This is a genomic window from Lentzea sp. NPDC037011 (assembly GCF_055607425.1).
The window spans coordinates 200353-215495 of record NZ_JBVJRT010000004.1; the positions used below are offsets into that span (position 1 = coordinate 200353).

Annotated in this window: 18 protein-coding genes; 8 read left to right on the forward strand and 10 right to left on the reverse strand. The window is 72.7% G+C overall.

The window, feature by feature from the left end:
- Positions 1-113: 113 nt before the first annotated feature.
- The 3 genes from ACZ7CH_RS13040 to ACZ7CH_RS13050 all read right to left on the reverse strand — a co-directional run bounded on the left by ACZ7CH_RS13040 (position 114) and on the right by ACZ7CH_RS13050 (position 3287).
- Positions 114-1079, reverse strand: a complete 966-nt coding sequence (locus ACZ7CH_RS13040; protein WP_470373937.1) for a hypothetical protein — start codon at positions 1077-1079, stop codon at positions 114-116.
- Between the two features lie 372 nt (positions 1080-1451).
- Entirely contained in the window at positions 1452-2687 is a 1236-nt protein-coding gene (locus tag ACZ7CH_RS13045) for an epoxide hydrolase family protein (RefSeq protein ID WP_470373938.1), read from the reverse strand.
- A 33-nt stretch (positions 2688-2720) separates the two neighbouring features.
- Positions 2721-3287 (reverse strand): TetR/AcrR family transcriptional regulator, encoded by a 567-nt coding sequence (locus ACZ7CH_RS13050; RefSeq protein ID WP_360394580.1) that lies wholly within the window; start codon positions 3285-3287, stop codon positions 2721-2723.
- Between the two features lie 66 nt (positions 3288-3353).
- On the opposite strand from ACZ7CH_RS13050, the gene ACZ7CH_RS13055 reads away from it, so the two are divergent.
- On the forward strand, positions 3354-3845 hold the full coding sequence (locus ACZ7CH_RS13055) for an FBP domain-containing protein (RefSeq protein WP_360394583.1): 492 nt from the start codon (positions 3354-3356) through the stop codon (positions 3843-3845).
- A 10-nt stretch (positions 3846-3855) separates the two neighbouring features.
- On the opposite strand, the gene ACZ7CH_RS13060 is transcribed toward ACZ7CH_RS13055, so the two are convergent.
- Positions 3856-4038 carry a hypothetical protein gene (locus ACZ7CH_RS13060; protein ID WP_360394586.1) on the reverse strand — a complete coding sequence of 61 codons (183 nt, stop codon included), beginning with the start codon at positions 4036-4038 and terminating at the stop codon, positions 3856-3858.
- Positions 4039-4408: 370 nt separating this feature from the next.
- Between ACZ7CH_RS13060 and ACZ7CH_RS13065 the strand changes: the two genes are divergently transcribed.
- Both ACZ7CH_RS13065 and ACZ7CH_RS13070 read left to right on the forward strand, forming a co-directional pair.
- Positions 4409-4960 (forward strand): RNA polymerase sigma factor, encoded by a 552-nt coding sequence (locus tag ACZ7CH_RS13065; RefSeq protein ID WP_470373939.1) that lies wholly within the window; start codon positions 4409-4411, stop codon positions 4958-4960.
- The gene (locus ACZ7CH_RS13070; protein WP_360394592.1) at positions 4957-5373 is read left to right on the forward strand and encodes a hypothetical protein; all 417 of its coding nucleotides are present in this window, start codon (positions 4957-4959) and stop codon (positions 5371-5373) included. Before ACZ7CH_RS13065 ends, ACZ7CH_RS13070 begins: the two co-directional genes overlap by 4 nt.
- On the opposite strand, the gene ACZ7CH_RS13075 is transcribed toward ACZ7CH_RS13070, so the two are convergent.
- Positions 5370-6143, reverse strand: a complete 774-nt coding sequence (locus ACZ7CH_RS13075) for a S8 family peptidase (protein ID WP_360394595.1) — start codon at positions 6141-6143, stop codon at positions 5370-5372. The genes ACZ7CH_RS13070 and ACZ7CH_RS13075 overlap by 4 nt on opposite strands.
- 81 nt (positions 6144-6224) lie before the next feature.
- Between ACZ7CH_RS13075 and ACZ7CH_RS13080 the strand changes: the two genes are divergently transcribed.
- Positions 6225-8744, forward strand: coding sequence for a CHAT domain-containing protein (locus ACZ7CH_RS13080; protein WP_470373940.1), 2520 nt, complete (start codon positions 6225-6227; stop codon positions 8742-8744).
- A 43-nt stretch (positions 8745-8787) separates the two neighbouring features.
- On the opposite strand, the gene ACZ7CH_RS13085 is transcribed toward ACZ7CH_RS13080, so the two are convergent.
- Both ACZ7CH_RS13085 and ACZ7CH_RS13090 read right to left on the reverse strand, forming a co-directional pair.
- The gene (locus ACZ7CH_RS13085; RefSeq protein WP_458432275.1) at positions 8788-9324 is read right to left on the reverse strand and encodes an HAD family hydrolase; all 537 of its coding nucleotides are present in this window, start codon (positions 9322-9324) and stop codon (positions 8788-8790) included.
- Positions 9321-10058 (reverse strand): DeoR/GlpR family DNA-binding transcription regulator, encoded by a 738-nt coding sequence (locus ACZ7CH_RS13090; RefSeq protein ID WP_470373941.1) that lies wholly within the window; start codon positions 10056-10058, stop codon positions 9321-9323. Before ACZ7CH_RS13090 ends, ACZ7CH_RS13085 begins: the two co-directional genes overlap by 4 nt.
- A gap of 74 nt (positions 10059-10132) precedes the next feature.
- Between ACZ7CH_RS13090 and ACZ7CH_RS13095 the strand changes: the two genes are divergently transcribed.
- The 4 genes from ACZ7CH_RS13095 (at position 10133) to ACZ7CH_RS13110 (ending at position 13009) form a co-directional block, all read left to right on the forward strand.
- Positions 10133-11317 carry an MFS transporter gene (locus ACZ7CH_RS13095; RefSeq protein ID WP_470373942.1) on the forward strand — a complete coding sequence of 395 codons (1185 nt, stop codon included), beginning with the start codon at positions 10133-10135 and terminating at the stop codon, positions 11315-11317.
- A 78-nt stretch (positions 11318-11395) separates the two neighbouring features.
- Positions 11396-12082 carry an RraA family protein gene (locus ACZ7CH_RS13100; protein ID WP_360394610.1) on the forward strand — a complete coding sequence of 229 codons (687 nt, stop codon included), beginning with the start codon at positions 11396-11398 and terminating at the stop codon, positions 12080-12082.
- 109 nt (positions 12083-12191) lie between these two features.
- Complete coding sequence (locus tag ACZ7CH_RS13105) at positions 12192-12590, forward strand: VOC family protein (protein ID WP_360394613.1); 399 nt, start codon at positions 12192-12194, stop codon at positions 12588-12590.
- 5 nt (positions 12591-12595) lie between these two features.
- A complete protein-coding gene (locus tag ACZ7CH_RS13110) occupies positions 12596-13009 on the forward strand; it encodes a YciI family protein (RefSeq protein ID WP_360394859.1) in 414 nt (137 codons plus the stop codon).
- A 41-nt stretch (positions 13010-13050) separates the two neighbouring features.
- Here ACZ7CH_RS13110 and ACZ7CH_RS13115 read toward each other — a convergent pair whose 3' ends face one another.
- From ACZ7CH_RS13115 to ACZ7CH_RS13125, 3 genes are all read right to left on the reverse strand, one after another.
- Entirely contained in the window at positions 13051-13803 is a 753-nt protein-coding gene (locus ACZ7CH_RS13115) for an SDR family NAD(P)-dependent oxidoreductase (RefSeq protein ID WP_470373943.1), read from the reverse strand.
- A gap of 78 nt (positions 13804-13881) precedes the next feature.
- Positions 13882-14565 (reverse strand): aspartate/glutamate racemase family protein, encoded by a 684-nt coding sequence (locus ACZ7CH_RS13120; protein ID WP_458432279.1) that lies wholly within the window; start codon positions 14563-14565, stop codon positions 13882-13884.
- A gap of 8 nt (positions 14566-14573) precedes the next feature.
- Positions 14574-15128, reverse strand: coding sequence for a TIGR03086 family metal-binding protein (locus ACZ7CH_RS13125; RefSeq protein ID WP_470373944.1), 555 nt, complete (start codon positions 15126-15128; stop codon positions 14574-14576).
- Positions 15129-15143: the final 15 nt, after the last annotated feature.

Below are 15143 nucleotides of genomic sequence, written 5' to 3' on the forward strand. Positions count from 1 at the left end.
ACCGGTGCCCGCGTGGGGCGGGATGGGCGCGGTGCTGCGGCAGCGCAGTGACCTGCCGGGCGCCCACGAGTGGTTCCGGCACGGCGCCGAGCTGGGCGACGAGTACTCCGTTCTCAGCTCGGCGCGCGCAGGCTTCGCAGTTCGACCATCACCTCGTCCAGCTGGCGCTCGGCTCGTTCCGCACGCGCCAGCGTTTGCGCCCGTGCGTCCTCCACCGCCGCCAACGCCTGCCGCACCGCCGCCACCTGCTCGCCGCTCTCCCGCCGGACCTGCGCGAGCCGTTCGTCGACCTCGTCCCGCATCCGTTGCACCTCGGCGCGCGCGTCGGCCGCCGTCTGCTCGGCACGTTCCGCGCGCACCACGGCCTGATCGCGTGCCATCGCCGCCTTGCCCACGGTGTCCGCGGCGGCCTGGCGTGCCTGCTCGACCTGCGCCGCGGCCTCCGACCGGGCCTGGTCAGCGGCTGCCTGCGCCTGCTCGGCCGCCGCCTGAGCCTGCTCCACCTGGGCCTGGGCTTCGGCGCGGGCTTGTTCGATCTCCTTCGCCGCCTGCCGCCGTGCCTGCTCGGCGTGCTTCACCGCGTCCGCCCGCGCCTGCTCCACGGCCTCACCCGCAAGCCTCACCTTCTCCTCGGCCTCGGCCCTGATCTCCTCGACCACGGCCGCCGCCTGCACCCTGACCTCGGCGACCTCCGCCTCGGCCCGCTCCTTCGCGGCCTGCGCCTGCTCACGCGCCTCGTCCCGCTCGGTGAACGCCCGGTCCGCGGCCTCGTCGGCTTCCTCCGCGGACCGCACCGCCTGCTCGGTGACCACCTCGGCCGCCTTGCGTGCCTGCTCAGCGTCGTGGCGGCGCCGTTCCGCGGCCGCGAGGTCGGCCTGCGCCTCCGCGACCCGGCGAGCCGCCTCGGCCTCCGCCGCCTGGATCTGGCTCTCGGCGACGCTCGGGTCCGCCATCGCGTTGAGCTCACCGACCGCCCGCCCCAGCGTCTGCGTCATCTGCTCGGACAGCACCCGGAAGCGGTCGAGGAGCTCTTCAGCCCTGATCTTGGCGGTACCGGAGACCCTAGGCAGATTCGTCACGGTGACGACCTCCAGGTTTTGCTCCGCCCCTTTCTCGGCCGCCTCTTGGAGCCGTTGCCGTTCCCGCCATGCCCGCCAGCGCGTGTGCTCGGGCAGGTCGCAGTACTCCGAGGGCCTACCGGGGCCGCTACCTCGGAAAACGGGACGTTCGCAGCTTGGGAAGTTACAGCTCGTTTCCACGGGCAATATCGTAGCAGAATTACGTGTGTAGTTACGTTATGCGACGCAACGAAAACCAAATAAGCGTCTAGAACCTGACCGCCGATAATGTTCACTTATCGGCTGTCAGCATCCGGGGAGGCTGCCAACGAAACCGGTCCCCCGGCAGCCTCGAAACGCCCTGCGAAAACTGTGAACCGCCTACAAACTTCCCTAAGAGCGGCGATCGCGGAACGTGGCCCGCAGATCGCTCACCCACGCCTGCGGGTTCTCCCACGGGATGAAGTGCCCGCCACGCTCGTGGGCGTTGACGTTCACGTGGTTGAACCACGCCGCCTGCGGACCGCCGAGGAACGCCGCGACCCGCTCCTCGGCGGTGTGGATGCCCGGCGGGTTCTCGTAGGTGACGAACGTGAGCCCGACCGGCGCCTCCACGACCGGGGTGCGGGAGTGCGAGGGCTGCCACGGGTACCGGTTGGCGTTGGCGTAGTAGCGCATCGAGGTGGCGATGGAGTTCGTGACCCAGTAGATCGTCGCGTGCGTCAACAGGTCGTCCCTGGTGAACACGGACTCGACATCGCCGCCGTTGTCGCTCCACGCGGTCCACCGCTGCAGCAGCCACGCGAGCAGCCCGGCCGGCGAGTCGCTCAGCCCGTGCGCCAGCGTCGCGCCGTCGAGCATGTGCACGGCCAGGTGCGTCGCCCAGCGGCGGTCCATCTCGATGATGCGGTCGCGGACGTCGGCGGGCTGGTCGTCGGTCAGCGGGCGGTTGCGGGCGAAGTCCCAGGCGCGCGGGCCGGTGAAGAAGTCGAGCGGCAGGCCGGAGCCGATGTGGATGCCGTGCAGCGAGCCGGCGTACTTGTGGCCGAGCTGGCTGGAGACGATCCCGCCGATGTCGCACCCGCCGGCGGCGTACCGGTCATGTCCGAGGACGTCGGTCATCAGCGCGTGCCACAGGTCGGCGACCTTCCAGAAGTTGACGTCCGGGAACCCGGTGAGCGGACCGGGGAACCCGAAACCGGGCAGCGACGGCACGATGACCTCGAACGCGTCGGCCGGGTCACCGCCGTGCGCGGCCGGGTCGGCGAGCGGGCCGATGACCTTCGACCAGTGCCAGAACGTCCACGGCCAGCCGTGGGTGAGGATCAGCGGGATCGGCGCCGGGCCGCGTGCGGGTGCGCGCAGGAAGTGCACCGGGACACCGGCGACGGTCACCTCGTAGTGCTCGTGGGCGTTGATGGCGGCTTCGGCCGTGCGCCAGTCGTAGCCGTCGCGCCAGTACGCGACCAGCTCGCCGAGGTAGCCGGCCGGTACGCCGTAGGACCAGTCGTCGTTGCCCTCGTCCAGCGGCGCGCGGGTCCGCGCGAGGCGGGCGCGCAGGTCGTCGAGGACCTCGTCGGGCACGTGGATCGGGGTCGGGTGCAGCGGGAAGGCCTGCCCAGTGGTCATGACCTTCGTTCTACCCGCCGGTGCCGGCCGGGTTCAGGCGGGCCAGGCGCGCAGCAGCGAGTCGAGCGCGTCCACGGCGCGGGTCCACGACGCCTCGACCCCGCGCGGGTGGCTGTGGAAGGCGCCCGCCTGCTCCAGCGACACGTACCCGTGCAACGTGCTGTGCAGCAGCCGCACGGCGTCGGTCTGGTCGGGTTCCCACAGGTCGTAGCCGCGCAGCAACGCCCGTGTCAGCTCGGTGTGCCGCTCGGCCGCGCCGGTGGCCGCCGTGTCCGGGTCCAGTGCGATCCGCGTGGCCGCGTACCGGCCGGGGTGCTGTTTGGCGTAGCCGCGGTAGGCGTCGGCGAACGCGCGCAGCGCCTGCTTGCCGGAGCGGCCGGCCAGTTCGGCGGCGACGCGGTCGGCGAGTTCGGCCAGCGACTGGACGGCGACGCGGGTGCGCAGGTCGTGGGCGTTGCGGATGTGCGAGTACAGCGAGGCGTCCTTCACGCCGAAGTGGCGGGCGAGCGCGGACACCGTCACGTTGTCGAAGCCGACCTGGTCGGCCAGCTCCGCCGCCGCCTGCGTGAGGCGGTCGGCGGTGATCCCCGCGCGTGCCATGCACCACCCTTCCTAGGGCTCTTAATCATTTGCCTAGGACCTCTAGGTAAACCTACCGTCGAGGTCATGAAGCCGCTGACCGAACACGACATCCGCGCGTCCTTCGTCAATTCCACCAAGGGCGAGGCCAAGCGCATGCACGTGCCCCGCGATCTCGCCGACCGCCCGTGGGACGACCTGGACTTCCTCGGCTGGCGCGACCCTGCGGCACCCGACCGCTCCTACGTCGTCACCGAGCTCGGCGACCGGTTCGCGGGCGTGGCGCTGCGGCGGGCCGCCCAGTCCGGGCTGCCGCGCAAGTCGATGTGCTCGTGGTGCCTGACCACGCACTCCGGTGACGGCGTGTCGCTGATGACCGCGCGCAAGGCCGGCAAGGCGGGACAGCTGGGCAACTCGGTCGGCGTCTACCTGTGTGCGGACCTGGACTGCTCGCTGTACCTGCGGGGGCGCAAGGACGCCGGGTTCGGCGGGCGGATCCACGAGTCACTGGCGCTGGAGGACAAGGTCGACCGGCTGCTGGGGAACGTGGCGGCGTTCTTCGCGCGCGTCAGCTCCTAGGGACCGCCGTCTACAGCTCCAGCACGAGCTCGGCGGTGCACGCGCGGGCGCACGGCCACGGGTCGCCGCACTCGGTGCAGCCGGAGGTCGCGGGCAGGTGCGCCTCGAGCACGCTGACCGCCCGGTCGCGGTAGCGCTCCAGGTCCGACTCCCAGCCGTGGCGGGAGGACGCGGTCGCACTCGTCATCGTCATCAGTCCTCAGGGTTGTGCTGTAGGACACAGGATGCACCCGCGCGAGCGGTTGTGGGTGCGCAACGGGCGAACAGGTCCCGTTCCGGCAGGAAAGCGCACGGCACGTTCGCGCGGCGGGCCGGGCGGGACGTGACCTCCAGCCACGCCCCGCCCGCCCCCAGCCCGCACCACCGGCCCCCCGGTCGATGGCTGCCGGCGCCCCCGACGAACGCCGGCACCACCGTTGTATCGGTCCGGGATTTTTCACGTTCGGGCATCGGCGGCTAATCAACGGGAAACGTTCCACCGACCGGGGGACCCGCACCGCCCGCACGGCGAACCCGGTGCGCGGAAGGCGAATCTGGGCGGGTGCGGGCGGCATCATGTGGGCATGGACATACCGGCGGCGCTGGCCGCGGCCGCGCGTGGTGACCAGACGGCGTGGGATGCCCTGGTCAGGCAGTTCAGCGGGCTGCTGTGGTCGGTCGCCCGCGCCCACCGGCTCAGCGACGCCGACGCCGCCGACGCCGTGCAGTGCACCTGGATCAAGCTGGTGGAGCACCTCGACCGCATCGCGGAGCCTGAGCGGCTGGCGGGGTGGCTCGCCACCACGGCGCGGCACGAGTGCCTGCAGCTGATCCGGCGGTCGGGGCGGTTGCCGGAGCCGACCGAGATCGACGACTCCGCCGACCCCGCGCCGCCGGTGGACCACGCGCTGCTCGTCGGTGAGCGGGACGCGGCGCTGTGGCGGGTGTTCGAGGGGCTGCCGGACCGGTGCCGGCGGCTGTTGCGCGTGCTCATGGCGTCACCGCCGCCCGCGTACGCCGAGGTCGCGGCCGCGTTGGACATGCCGGTGGGCAGCATCGGGCCGATCCGGCAGCGGTGCCTGAACCGGCTCAGGGCGCTCGTCAGCGGCGAGCCGGTGCTGGAGGAGCGGTCATGAGCGAGGACGACGACTTCCTGGCCGAGCTGCGGGCGGCGGCGGACCGGTTCGACCCGGTGCCGGCCGGGGTGCTGCGCGACGCGAGCGCGGCACTGGCGCTGCGGGCGCTCGACGAGGAGCTGGCGGTGCTCGTGGAGAACGAGGCGGCGCTGGTGCGCGGTGACGACGGGCCGTTGCTGCTGGCGTTCGAGTCCGAGCGGGTGACGCTGAACCTAGAGATCAGCGGCGACACCGTGCGCGGGCTCGTCACCGGCGCGGTGGGCGAGGTGGTGGTGGAGACACCGCGGTCACGGCGTTCCACCCCGGTCGTCGACGGCTGGTTCACGGTCACGGACGTGCCGTCCGGGCTGGTCAGGGTGCGGGTGACCGCCACGGACGGCACCGTCGTGGTGACCCAGTGGGCGCGCTTCTAGAGCAGGACCCGCACGTCGAACGGGCCGTTGACGCCCCACGCGTGCCGGGTCTCGCACCGGCCGAGCAGCACGTCCCGCGCGGCCGTGGCGGTCAGGCCGCTCTCCATCAGCGCACCGATCCGCCCGGTCACCGCGGCGGCCGCGAACGAGGTGCCCGACCACGTCGCGAACCCCTTCTCGAACGGGCCGTGCACGTCCTCACCGCGGGTGAAGACCGTGATCCACCGGCCGCAGGCGCTGAACTCGGCGATCTCCCCGCTCGCCGTGGTCGCGCCGACCGAGAGGACGCCCGCGTCGGCGGCCGGGTAGTTGCGCAGCGGTGAGGCGTTGTTGGGCACCGCTGCGACGACCACGACGTCACCGGCCAGTGCGTCGAGCGCGGCCCGCAGACCCTCGGGGGTGCCCTGTTCGGAGAGGCTGCCGCCGAACGACAGGTTGATCAGCTTGATGTCGGGCCGGTTCAGGTTCTCCAGCGCGGCCACGACCTGGGTGTCGTCGTCGGGTCCCTCGACCAGGGCGCGGCGCAGGACGACCGTGGCGGTCTTCGCGTGGTCGAGGACCACCCCGGCGACGAACGTGCCGTGCCCGGAGCCCGCCGCCTCGACGTGGTCGTCGTCGACCTCGACGTGACCGTCGAGCCACGGGTGCGGCGCGTAGCCGGTGTCGACCACGCCGATCTTCAGTGCGGCGTCCGCCGCCGGCAGCGGCACCCTGGTGATGGTGCTGACCGCCTGGGCGAGGCCGTAGGCGTGCGGGTCTCTGCCGCCCATGGTGTCCACTCCCCTCCTGCGTCCGGATGAGCATGTCCGAAGCTTGATGCCGCGGCAACGGATAGCTGATACACACCGCCTATGACGCTCGTCCGTGCGGAGCAGGCGAAGGACCTCGCCTACACCTCACCGGCGCGTGCCCGCCGCCTGGCCGAATCCGTACGCGGCAGGACGGACGCGGAGACCGAGTCGGTGGCGCTGCACGCCCTGGGCATGGCGGCCTCGGCGGTGGGGCGGCTCGACGAGGCCGAACGGCACCTGCGCGCGGCCGTGTCGGTCGCGTCGGTGGCGGGGCTGGTGGTGCGGGCCGCGCAGGCGCGGGGGTCGCTGGGGTACGTGCTGACGCTGACCGGGCGCACGGCGGAGGCGTTGCGGGCGCTGGCCGACGTGCCCGAGCAGGTCGACGGGGTGACCGCGGCGCGGCTGCTGATGCAGCGGGCGCTGGTGCTCACCGAGATCGGCCGGTTCGCCGAGGCCGCCGACGGGTTCGCCGCGGCGCTGGCCGCGAACCCCGGTGACCCGCTGCTGGAGGCGACGATCCGCAACAACCGGGGCCTGCTGCGCGCGCACCGGCGGGACTGGCGGGGTGCGGCGGAGGACCTCGACCTCGCCGAGTCGCTGTACGTCGCCGCCGGTCACACCGGGCGGACCGCGATGGTGTTCCACAACCGCGGGGTGGCGTTCGAGGCACGCGGCGACGTGCCGGCGGCGCTGGCCGCGTTCGACGAGGCGGCGGCCCGGTACGCGGCGGCCGGGCGGGACCCGGGGTTGCTGCCGATCGAGCGGGCCGAGGCGTTGCTGTCGGTGCGGCTGGTCGCGGAGGCCCGGTCGGCGGCCGCGGCGGCGGTGGCGGCGTTCACCCGGCAGCGCAACTTCGTGGACGTGGTGCAGGCACGGCTGGTGCTGGCGCGGGTGGAGCTGGTGGCGGGGGACCCGGTCGCGGCACTGGCCTCGGCGGTGTCGGCGGGGCGGTCGGCGCGGCGGCAGGGGCGGCCCGCGTGGGCGGCGTTCGCCGGGTACCTGGCGTTGCGGGCGCGGTGGGAGCGGGGGTCGGCGTCGCTGCGGTCCGCGCGCCGGGTCGTCGAGGCGCTGGCCGGTGAGGGCTGGGTGGTCGCGGCGCTCGACGCGCGGCTGATCGTGGCGCGGCTGGCTCTGCAGGCACCGCGGCACCGGGCGGTGGCGCGCGCGGAGCTGACCGCCGTCGCTGCGGCCGCCCGCACCGGTCCGGCGGAGCTGCGCGCACGGGCCTGGCACGCGACGGCCCTGCTGCGGCTCGCCGACGGTGACGTGAAGGGTGCCGAGGCGGCGCTGCGGTCCGGGGTCGACGTGCTGGCGGCGTTCCGCAACGGTCTGGGCGCGACGGAGCTGCGGGCGCACGCGTCCGGGCTGGCGGGCGAGCTGGTCGCCACCGGCACGCGGCTGGCCCTGGCCGGCGGCCGTCCCGCCGCGGTGTTCGGGTGGGCGGAGCGGTGGCGGGCGGGGGCGTTGCGCGTGCGCCCGGTGCGGCCGCCCGACGACGACCGGCTGGCCGACGACCTCGCGGAGCTGCGGCAGGTCATGGCCGCCGGAGACCTGCGCCGGCAGGCCGAGCTGGAGCAGGCGATCGGGGCACGGGCCCGGCACGCGACCGGCATCCGTGCCGCCGACCCACCGCCGTCGCGCACCCGGCTCAGCACGGCGCTGGGCGATCACGTGCTGGTCGAGTACGTCGAGTCCGACGGGCGGCTGCACGCGGTCGTCCTCGATCGCGGCAGGGTCCGGTTGCTCGACGCGGGCCCGGCCGAGGCCGCCGCACGGGAGGTGCAGGCGCTGCGGTTCGGCATCAACCACCTCGCGCACCGCATCGGCTCCGACCGCACCCGCAAGGCCATCGAGGAACGCCTCGGCCAGGCCGCCGACCGCCTCGACCGGCTCCTGCCCGCGACGAGGAAACCGCTGGTCATCGTGCCGACCGGTGCGTTGCACGCACTTCCGTGGCCCGCGCTGCCCAGCTGCCGGGGCCGGGCGGTGACCGTCGCGCCGTCCGCGGCGCTGTGGCTCAGGGCCGCGGAGTCCGACCACGTCACCGGGCGCACGGTGCTGGCCGCCGGACCGGGCCTGCGCCACGCCGTGGCCGAGGTCGAAGCCCTGAAGCGCCGCTACCCGCACGCCGAGCGGTTCACCGGCAGGAGGGCGACCACGGCGAACCTGCTGCACGCCCTCGACGGCGCCGAGCTCGCGCACATCGCCGCGCACGGCCGGTTCCGCGCGGACAACCCGCTGTTCTCGACGCTCACCCTCGCCGACGGTCCGCTCACCGTCTACGACCTCGAAGGACTGCGCCGGCCGCCGCGGCAGGTGATCCTGTCCGCGTGCGAGGCGGGCAACTCGGGCATCCGTCCGGGTGATGAGCTGCTCGGCCTCGCCGCGGCACTGCTGGCGCTGGGCACCAGGACCCTCATCGCCTCGGCGGTGTCGGTGCCCGACGACACCAGCAAGGCGCTGATGCTGCGCTACCACCGGGAGCTGGCGGCCGGCCGTGCCCCGGCGGAGGCGTTGGCGAAGGCGCAGCGCACCTGGACCGAGGCGGTGTTCCAGTGCTACGGCGCGTCTCTGCCCTGACAAAACGGTCCGACGGGTGCGGTGCGCTCAGGTCTCCGTGCGATCACGCGTGGAGAACCGCCCGCAGCCCGTCGATGCCCGTGAAGTGGTGCCCGCGCATCCCGGCTCGCCGCGCCGCCTCGACGTTCTCCAGCCGGTCGTCCACGAACAGGATCTCGTCGTCGCCGAGGCGTTCCCGGCACCACTCGAACGCCTCGATCGACGGTTTCGCGTGTCCGATGCGGCAGGAGAACGCCCGCAGCTCGAACAGGTCGAGCCACGGGTAGCGGCGTTCGAAGTCGCGGGCGTGGTCCTCGGGGATGTTCGACAGCAACGCGATGCGCCTGCCCGCGGCGTGCAGTGCGCCGAGCAGGGCGACCATCTCGTCGTCGACCTCGGTCCAGCTCGCCACGTCCTGCTCGACCATCGGCGGGTACCCGACGCGCCGCCAGTACTCGGCGGCGGTCACGTCGCCGCGGTCGTAGGCGGGGCGGTGCGCCCAGTAGGCCTGCCAGAACGCCGGGTCGGTGCTCATGGTGTCCATCACCGCCCGGGACTGGTCGCGGGCGATCACCCCGAACATGTCGAACAGCACGATCACGCCGTCACCACCGCCACGCCCGCCGCCGTCAACCCGTCGTCGCCGTCCGCATCGGTCACCACGGCGTCCAGGGCGGACACCGGTGCCACGAACGCCAGCGCGGTGCGCGTCAGCTTCGAGGCGTCGGCCGCGGCGATCACGCGCCGGGCCGACGAGATCGCCGCGCGCTTGACCGCGGCGTCGTCCAGGTCGAACGCGGTCAGGCCCTGCTCGGCGGAGAGGCCGCAGCAGCCGATGACCGCCGTGTCGAAGCGCAGCGACTGCAGCGACTGCAGGGTCAGCGGTCCGGTCAGCGCCAGCTCCCCCGCGCGCGGTGTGCCGCCGGGGATCAGCAACGTCAGCGACGGGCCGCCCACCAGCGCGTTCACCGCGTGCAGCGACAGCGGCATCACGGTCAGACGGCGCGCATGCAGCACGTGGGCGACCTCCACGCACGTGGTGCCGCTGTCGAGCACGACCGACTCGCCGTCGGAGAGCAGGCTCGCGACGACCCCGGCGATGCGGCGCTTGGCGTCCAGCGCCTCCTCCGAACGCAGTGCGTACGGTGGTTCAGACCCGCGCAGCAGCAGGCTGCGCGCACCACCGCGGTAGCGCTCCAGCACGCCTTGCGCGGCGAGCACCTCCAGGTCGCGGCGGATCGTCATCTCGGACGCGCCGGTCAGCGACGCGAGCTCCGCCACACCGAGGGAGCCGGCGTCGCGCACGGCCTCGGTGATCTGCCTCAGTCGGGACACACTCGCGATTGAACACCAGCTGTGTTCGAAGTTCAAACTTTCAAACACGCGGATTGTTCGTTAGCGTGAAGCATGTGAACGCTCTCAGGGCCGCGCGGGTGGCCACCTTCACGTACTTCGCACTCAACGGCTTCCTGCTCGGCATGTGGATCGTGCACATCCCCACGGTCGAGCGCCGGGTCGGCATCGACCACGCGGAGCTCGGCCGGTTGCTGCTGGTCCTCGGGCTCGGCGCGTTCATCGGCATGCGGGCCGGCGGCTGGCTGACCGACCGGTTCGGCGCGCGCACCGTCACCCCGCTCGCGGGCGTGCTGTGCAGCGCGGCCGTCGTGCTGCCGGGGCTCTCCACCGGTGAGCTGGCGCTCGCCGCGGCGTTGCTGGCGTTCGGGTTCGGCAACGGCGTGCTGGACATGGCGATGAACGGGCACGCGGTCGTCGTCGAACGCGAGTACGCGCGCCCGGTGATGTCGGCCTTCCACGCGACCTGGTCGCTGGGCGGTGTCGCCGCCTCCCTGGTCGGCGCGCGCACGCTGAGCTGGGAGCTCTCGCCGGCCACGACGCTCGCGGTGGTCGCCGTCGTCGGCGTGGTGGTCAGCCTCGTCACGGCACCGGCGTTGTCGCACGGCGCGACGACCATCCCGCACGAAGGCGACGAGGACCAGCCCAGGACGAAGAAGAAGGTGCCGCTGCGGATCTGGGTCATGGCGGGGCTCGCGTTCATGGTGATGCTCAGCGAGGGCGTCGCCAACGACTGGAGCGTGCTGCACCTGCAGGACGTCCTGGGCGCCGAACCGCAGATCGCCGCGATCGCCTACGGCGCCTTCGCGACCACCATGACCGTCGGGCGGCTGCTGGCGGACCGGGTCACCGCGAAGATCGGGCCGATGGCGGTGCTGCGCTGGGGTGCGGTGATCGCGGCGGCCGGGTTGCTGCTGGCGGCGTTCGCACCGTGGACCGGCCTGGCGATCGCGGGCTGGGCGGTGGCCGGCGCCGGGTTGTCCGGCACGGTGCCGCAGCTGTTCAGCGCGGCCGGGCACAGCGACCCGAGCTCCGCGGCGGTGAACATGTCGCGGGTGGCGGGCCTGGGCTACATCGGCGTGCTCGCCGGGCCCGCGGTGATCGGCTGGCTCACGCACCTGATGCCGCTCAACGTCGCGTTCGTGCTGCCGGTGCTGTTCTGCGTGGTCACGGCGTTCGCGGCCGGTGTGCTCAGGCCCGCGGCCACCGAGGTCGAACGCACCGCCGACCCCGTGCACTGACGGAACGGGCGCGGCACGCCGGAAAGGCCTCGATCTTTCCGGCGTGCCGCAGCGCTCGCAGGTGATTCACTGTCCCGCATGGATCTCCCCGAACTGGACCTCGCCGCGCTGGACCTGACCACCGCGCACCTGGCCGACGCCTGCATCCGCACCGGCGTCCCGGTCCGCACCGCCACCCTCGCCCCGGTCGTCCCCGGCAGCAGGGTCGCCGGCCGCGTCCTGCCCGCCCGCCACGCCGGCAGCGTGGACGTCTTCCTCGAAGCCGTCGAGCGCAGCGCACCCGGTGACGTGCTCGTCGTCGACAACGACGGCCGCACCGACGAGGCGTGCATCGGCGACATGGTCGTGCTGGAGGCCCAGGCCGCGCAGCTGCGCGGCCTGGTGGTCTGGGGCCTGCACCGCGACACCTCGGACATCCGCGCGATCGGGCTGCCGGTGTTCAGCCTCGGCGCGAACCCGACGGGGCCGCTGAGCCTGCGCGACCGGGCACCGGAGGCGCTGTCGACCGCCCAGGTCGACCAGTGGACCGTCACCAGCGGCGATGTCGTGTTCGGCGACGACGACGGCGTGCTGTTCGTGCCCGCCGACCAGGTCGAGACCGTGATCGCCAAGGCGCGGGGCATCCGCGACGTCGAACGGGCGCAGGCGCAGCGCGTGCGGCAGGGTGAGTCCCTGCGCAGCCAGCTGCGGTTCGACGAGTACCTCGCGAGCGGGCTCACGTTCCGCGAGCACCTGCGCGAGATCGGCGGCGCAGTCGAGGAGTGAGGACCGCGATCGCGCAGCTCCGGTATGCGGGTCGCGACCCCGTGTCGAAAAGGTCCTGAGCCCTTCGACGGACCGGTGACAACGCCAGCCGCGGAGAGGAAGCGCAGAGATGGACTGGACCCTCGAGGTCGTCGTCGTACCGGTGTCGGACCTGGACCGGGCGAAGCACTTCTACGCAGAACAGCTCGGGTTCGTCGTCGACCACGACACGACGTTCGACGAGAACACGCGCATCATGCAGCTCACGCCACCCGGCTCCGGCTGCTCGGTGGTGATCGGCAAGGGGATCGTGAAGGGCGAGCCCGGCACGCTCAAGGGCGTCCAGCTCGTGGTCTCCGACCTGGAGAAGGCCCGCGCGCAGCTCGTCGAGCGCGGGGTCGAGGTCAGCGAGATCGTGCGGATGAACGAGAAGGACGGCGGGTCGTTCGTGTTCTTCGACGACCCGGACGGCAACAGCTGGGCCGTGCAGGAGATCAGGGCCCGCGCGACCGGTGGGGAGTGGAAGTGAAGTACATGCTGGTCAGCTACGGCGGCGCCCAGGAGGACTGGGAGGGGCTCGCCGCGTGGACCGACGAGGACATGCACCGGATGATCGGGTACATGCGCGACCTGGACGCCGAGCTGCGCGCCACCGGTGAGCTGCTGCAGTCCGAGGGGCTCAGCGGGCCCGCGCGGGCGTTCGTGGTGCGCGGCGGCGAGGACGGCGTGCCGAACGTGGTCGACGGGCCGTTCGCCGAGTCCAAGGAGGTCATCGCCGGCTACTGGGTGGTCGACGTGGACAGCCGCGAGCGGCTGCTGGAGATCTGCCAGAAGGCCTCGGCGTGCCCCGGCCCCGGCGGGAAGGTCCTGAACCAGCCGATCGAGGTGCACCCGATCATGGGCGCCCCCGACGTCGACCAGGACACCCTGGCGCCGTACAAGCAGTGACCGGGACGGGGTCGGACCGCTCAGGCCCGACCCCTCCAGCCTCAGCCGTGCGGGTAGCCGCTGACGTAGAGGACCTGGCCGGTCACGAAGTCGGCGTCCTCGGCGGCGAAGAACAGCACCGCACGCGCGATGTCGTGCGGTGTGCCGATCCGCCCGACCGGGATCGACCTGCGCACCACTTCGAGGTGTTCGTCCATGGTGCGCCCGGCCCGCGCGGCGCTGACCTCCGTCATGCCGGTCCGCACGGTGCCGGGACCGACGGCGTTGACGGTGATGCCGTGCGGTGCGAGGTCGAGCGCGGCACCGCGGGTGAGCCCCTCGACACCGGCCTTCGCGGCGACGTAGTTGATCCGCTCGCCCTGCACGATCGCGGAGATGCTGGAGATGGTGACGATCCGCCCCCACCCGGCGTCCCGCATCGCCGGCGCGGTGGCCTTGAGCATCAGGAACGCGCCGCGCAGCACCGTGCCCTGCACCGCGTCCCAGTCCTCCAGGGACATGTCCAGCGGGTGGTTGTCCCGCGCGAACCCGGCGTTGTTGACCAGGATCTCCACCGGCCCGAACGCCGCGACGACCTCGGCCACCGCCGCGTCCACCGAAGCCGGGTCGCTGACGTCGCACTCCACCGCGACCGCCTGCCCACCCGCCTCGGCGATCCGGCCGGCGACCGCGCGGGCGCCCTCGACGTCGCGGTCCACCACGGCGACCCGGTGACCCAGCTCGGCCAGCTCCTGCGCGATACCGGCGCCGATTCCCGATCCAGCGCCGGTGACCAGCGCGACACGTGACTGCATGTGGTCAACCTGCGCGAGGCCGGTCCCGTCCGCAACCGGGTTTCGCGAACGGTGCGGCATCACCAGATGAGCAACGGCTCAGGCCAGCGCGCGTGCGACGGCGGCTTCGACGTGCAGCCGGGTCGTGGGGAACACCGGCAGCGGCACATCGTGCTGGCTGATCAGCAGCTCGATCTCGGTGCAGCCGAGGATCACGCCCTGCGCGCCCTCGAACCGGCTGATCACGTCCTGGTAGGCGCGCCGCGACTCGTCCTTCACCACACCCAGGCACAGCTCGTCGTAGATGATCCGGTGCACGGTCGCGCGGTCCTGCGGGCTGGGCAGCAGCACCGTGAGGCCGTGCTGCTCCAGGCGTTCGCGGTAGAACGGCTGGTCCATGGTGAACCCGGTGCCGAGCAGCCCGACGGTGGTGAGCCCGGCTTGCGTGATGGCGGTGGCGGTGGTGTCGCCGAGGTGGACCACCGGGATGTCGACGGCGGCCTGGACCTCGTCGAACACCTTGTGCATGGTGTTGGTGCAGATGAGCAGGAAGTCCGCGCCGCCGGCCTGCACGAGCCGCGCGGCGTCGGCCAGTGCCTTCGCCGCGTCGTCCCACCTGGCCTCGACCTGCATGCGTTCGATCTCGGCGAAGTCGACGGAGTGCAGCACGACCTTGGCCGAGTGCAGGCCGCCCAGCCGTTCGCGCACGACGGTGTTGGCGAGCCGGTAGTACTCCGCGCTGCTCTCCCAGCTCATGCCGCCGAGCATCCCGATGGTCAACATGCCGTCAGTCAAGCACTCCAGCGCGCGTCGCGTCCGGTCTTGGCGAGCAGCCGTTCGAACGCGGTGGCGTCGGCGGGTGGTTCGGTGGGGGCCTGGAAGACGTTCCACTCCAGGGCGGTGGGGCCCATCTGCTCGACGAGGCCCTCGACGGCGGTGAGCACCTCGGGGTCGGGTTCGAACCGCTGACCGGTGGCCTGTGCGAGGTCGGAGGCGTGGATGGTGAGGTCGAGCAGCGCGAGCCCGCCGACCACGGAGGCGGGCAGGTTCATGGTGCCGGCGATGCCCTCGTCCGCTCCGGGCTGTCCCCAGGCCTCGACGAGCCGGGCGGTCTCGGCCGGGTACTGCGCGCGCCAGTCCGGGTAGTGCGGTGTGGTGCTGAAGTCGGCGTCCTGCTTGACGGCGAGCTTCTGGAACTCGACGACGACGTGCAGCAGGTGGTCGAGCAACGCGCGCACGTCGTAGTCGGCGCACGGGGTCGGCTTGGTCAGGTCGTCGTCGCTGATGGTCGCGATGACGGGCAACGCGTGGTCGCGGGCCCGGTCGAGCAGAACGCTGAGCTTCATGGTGAGGACGGTAGG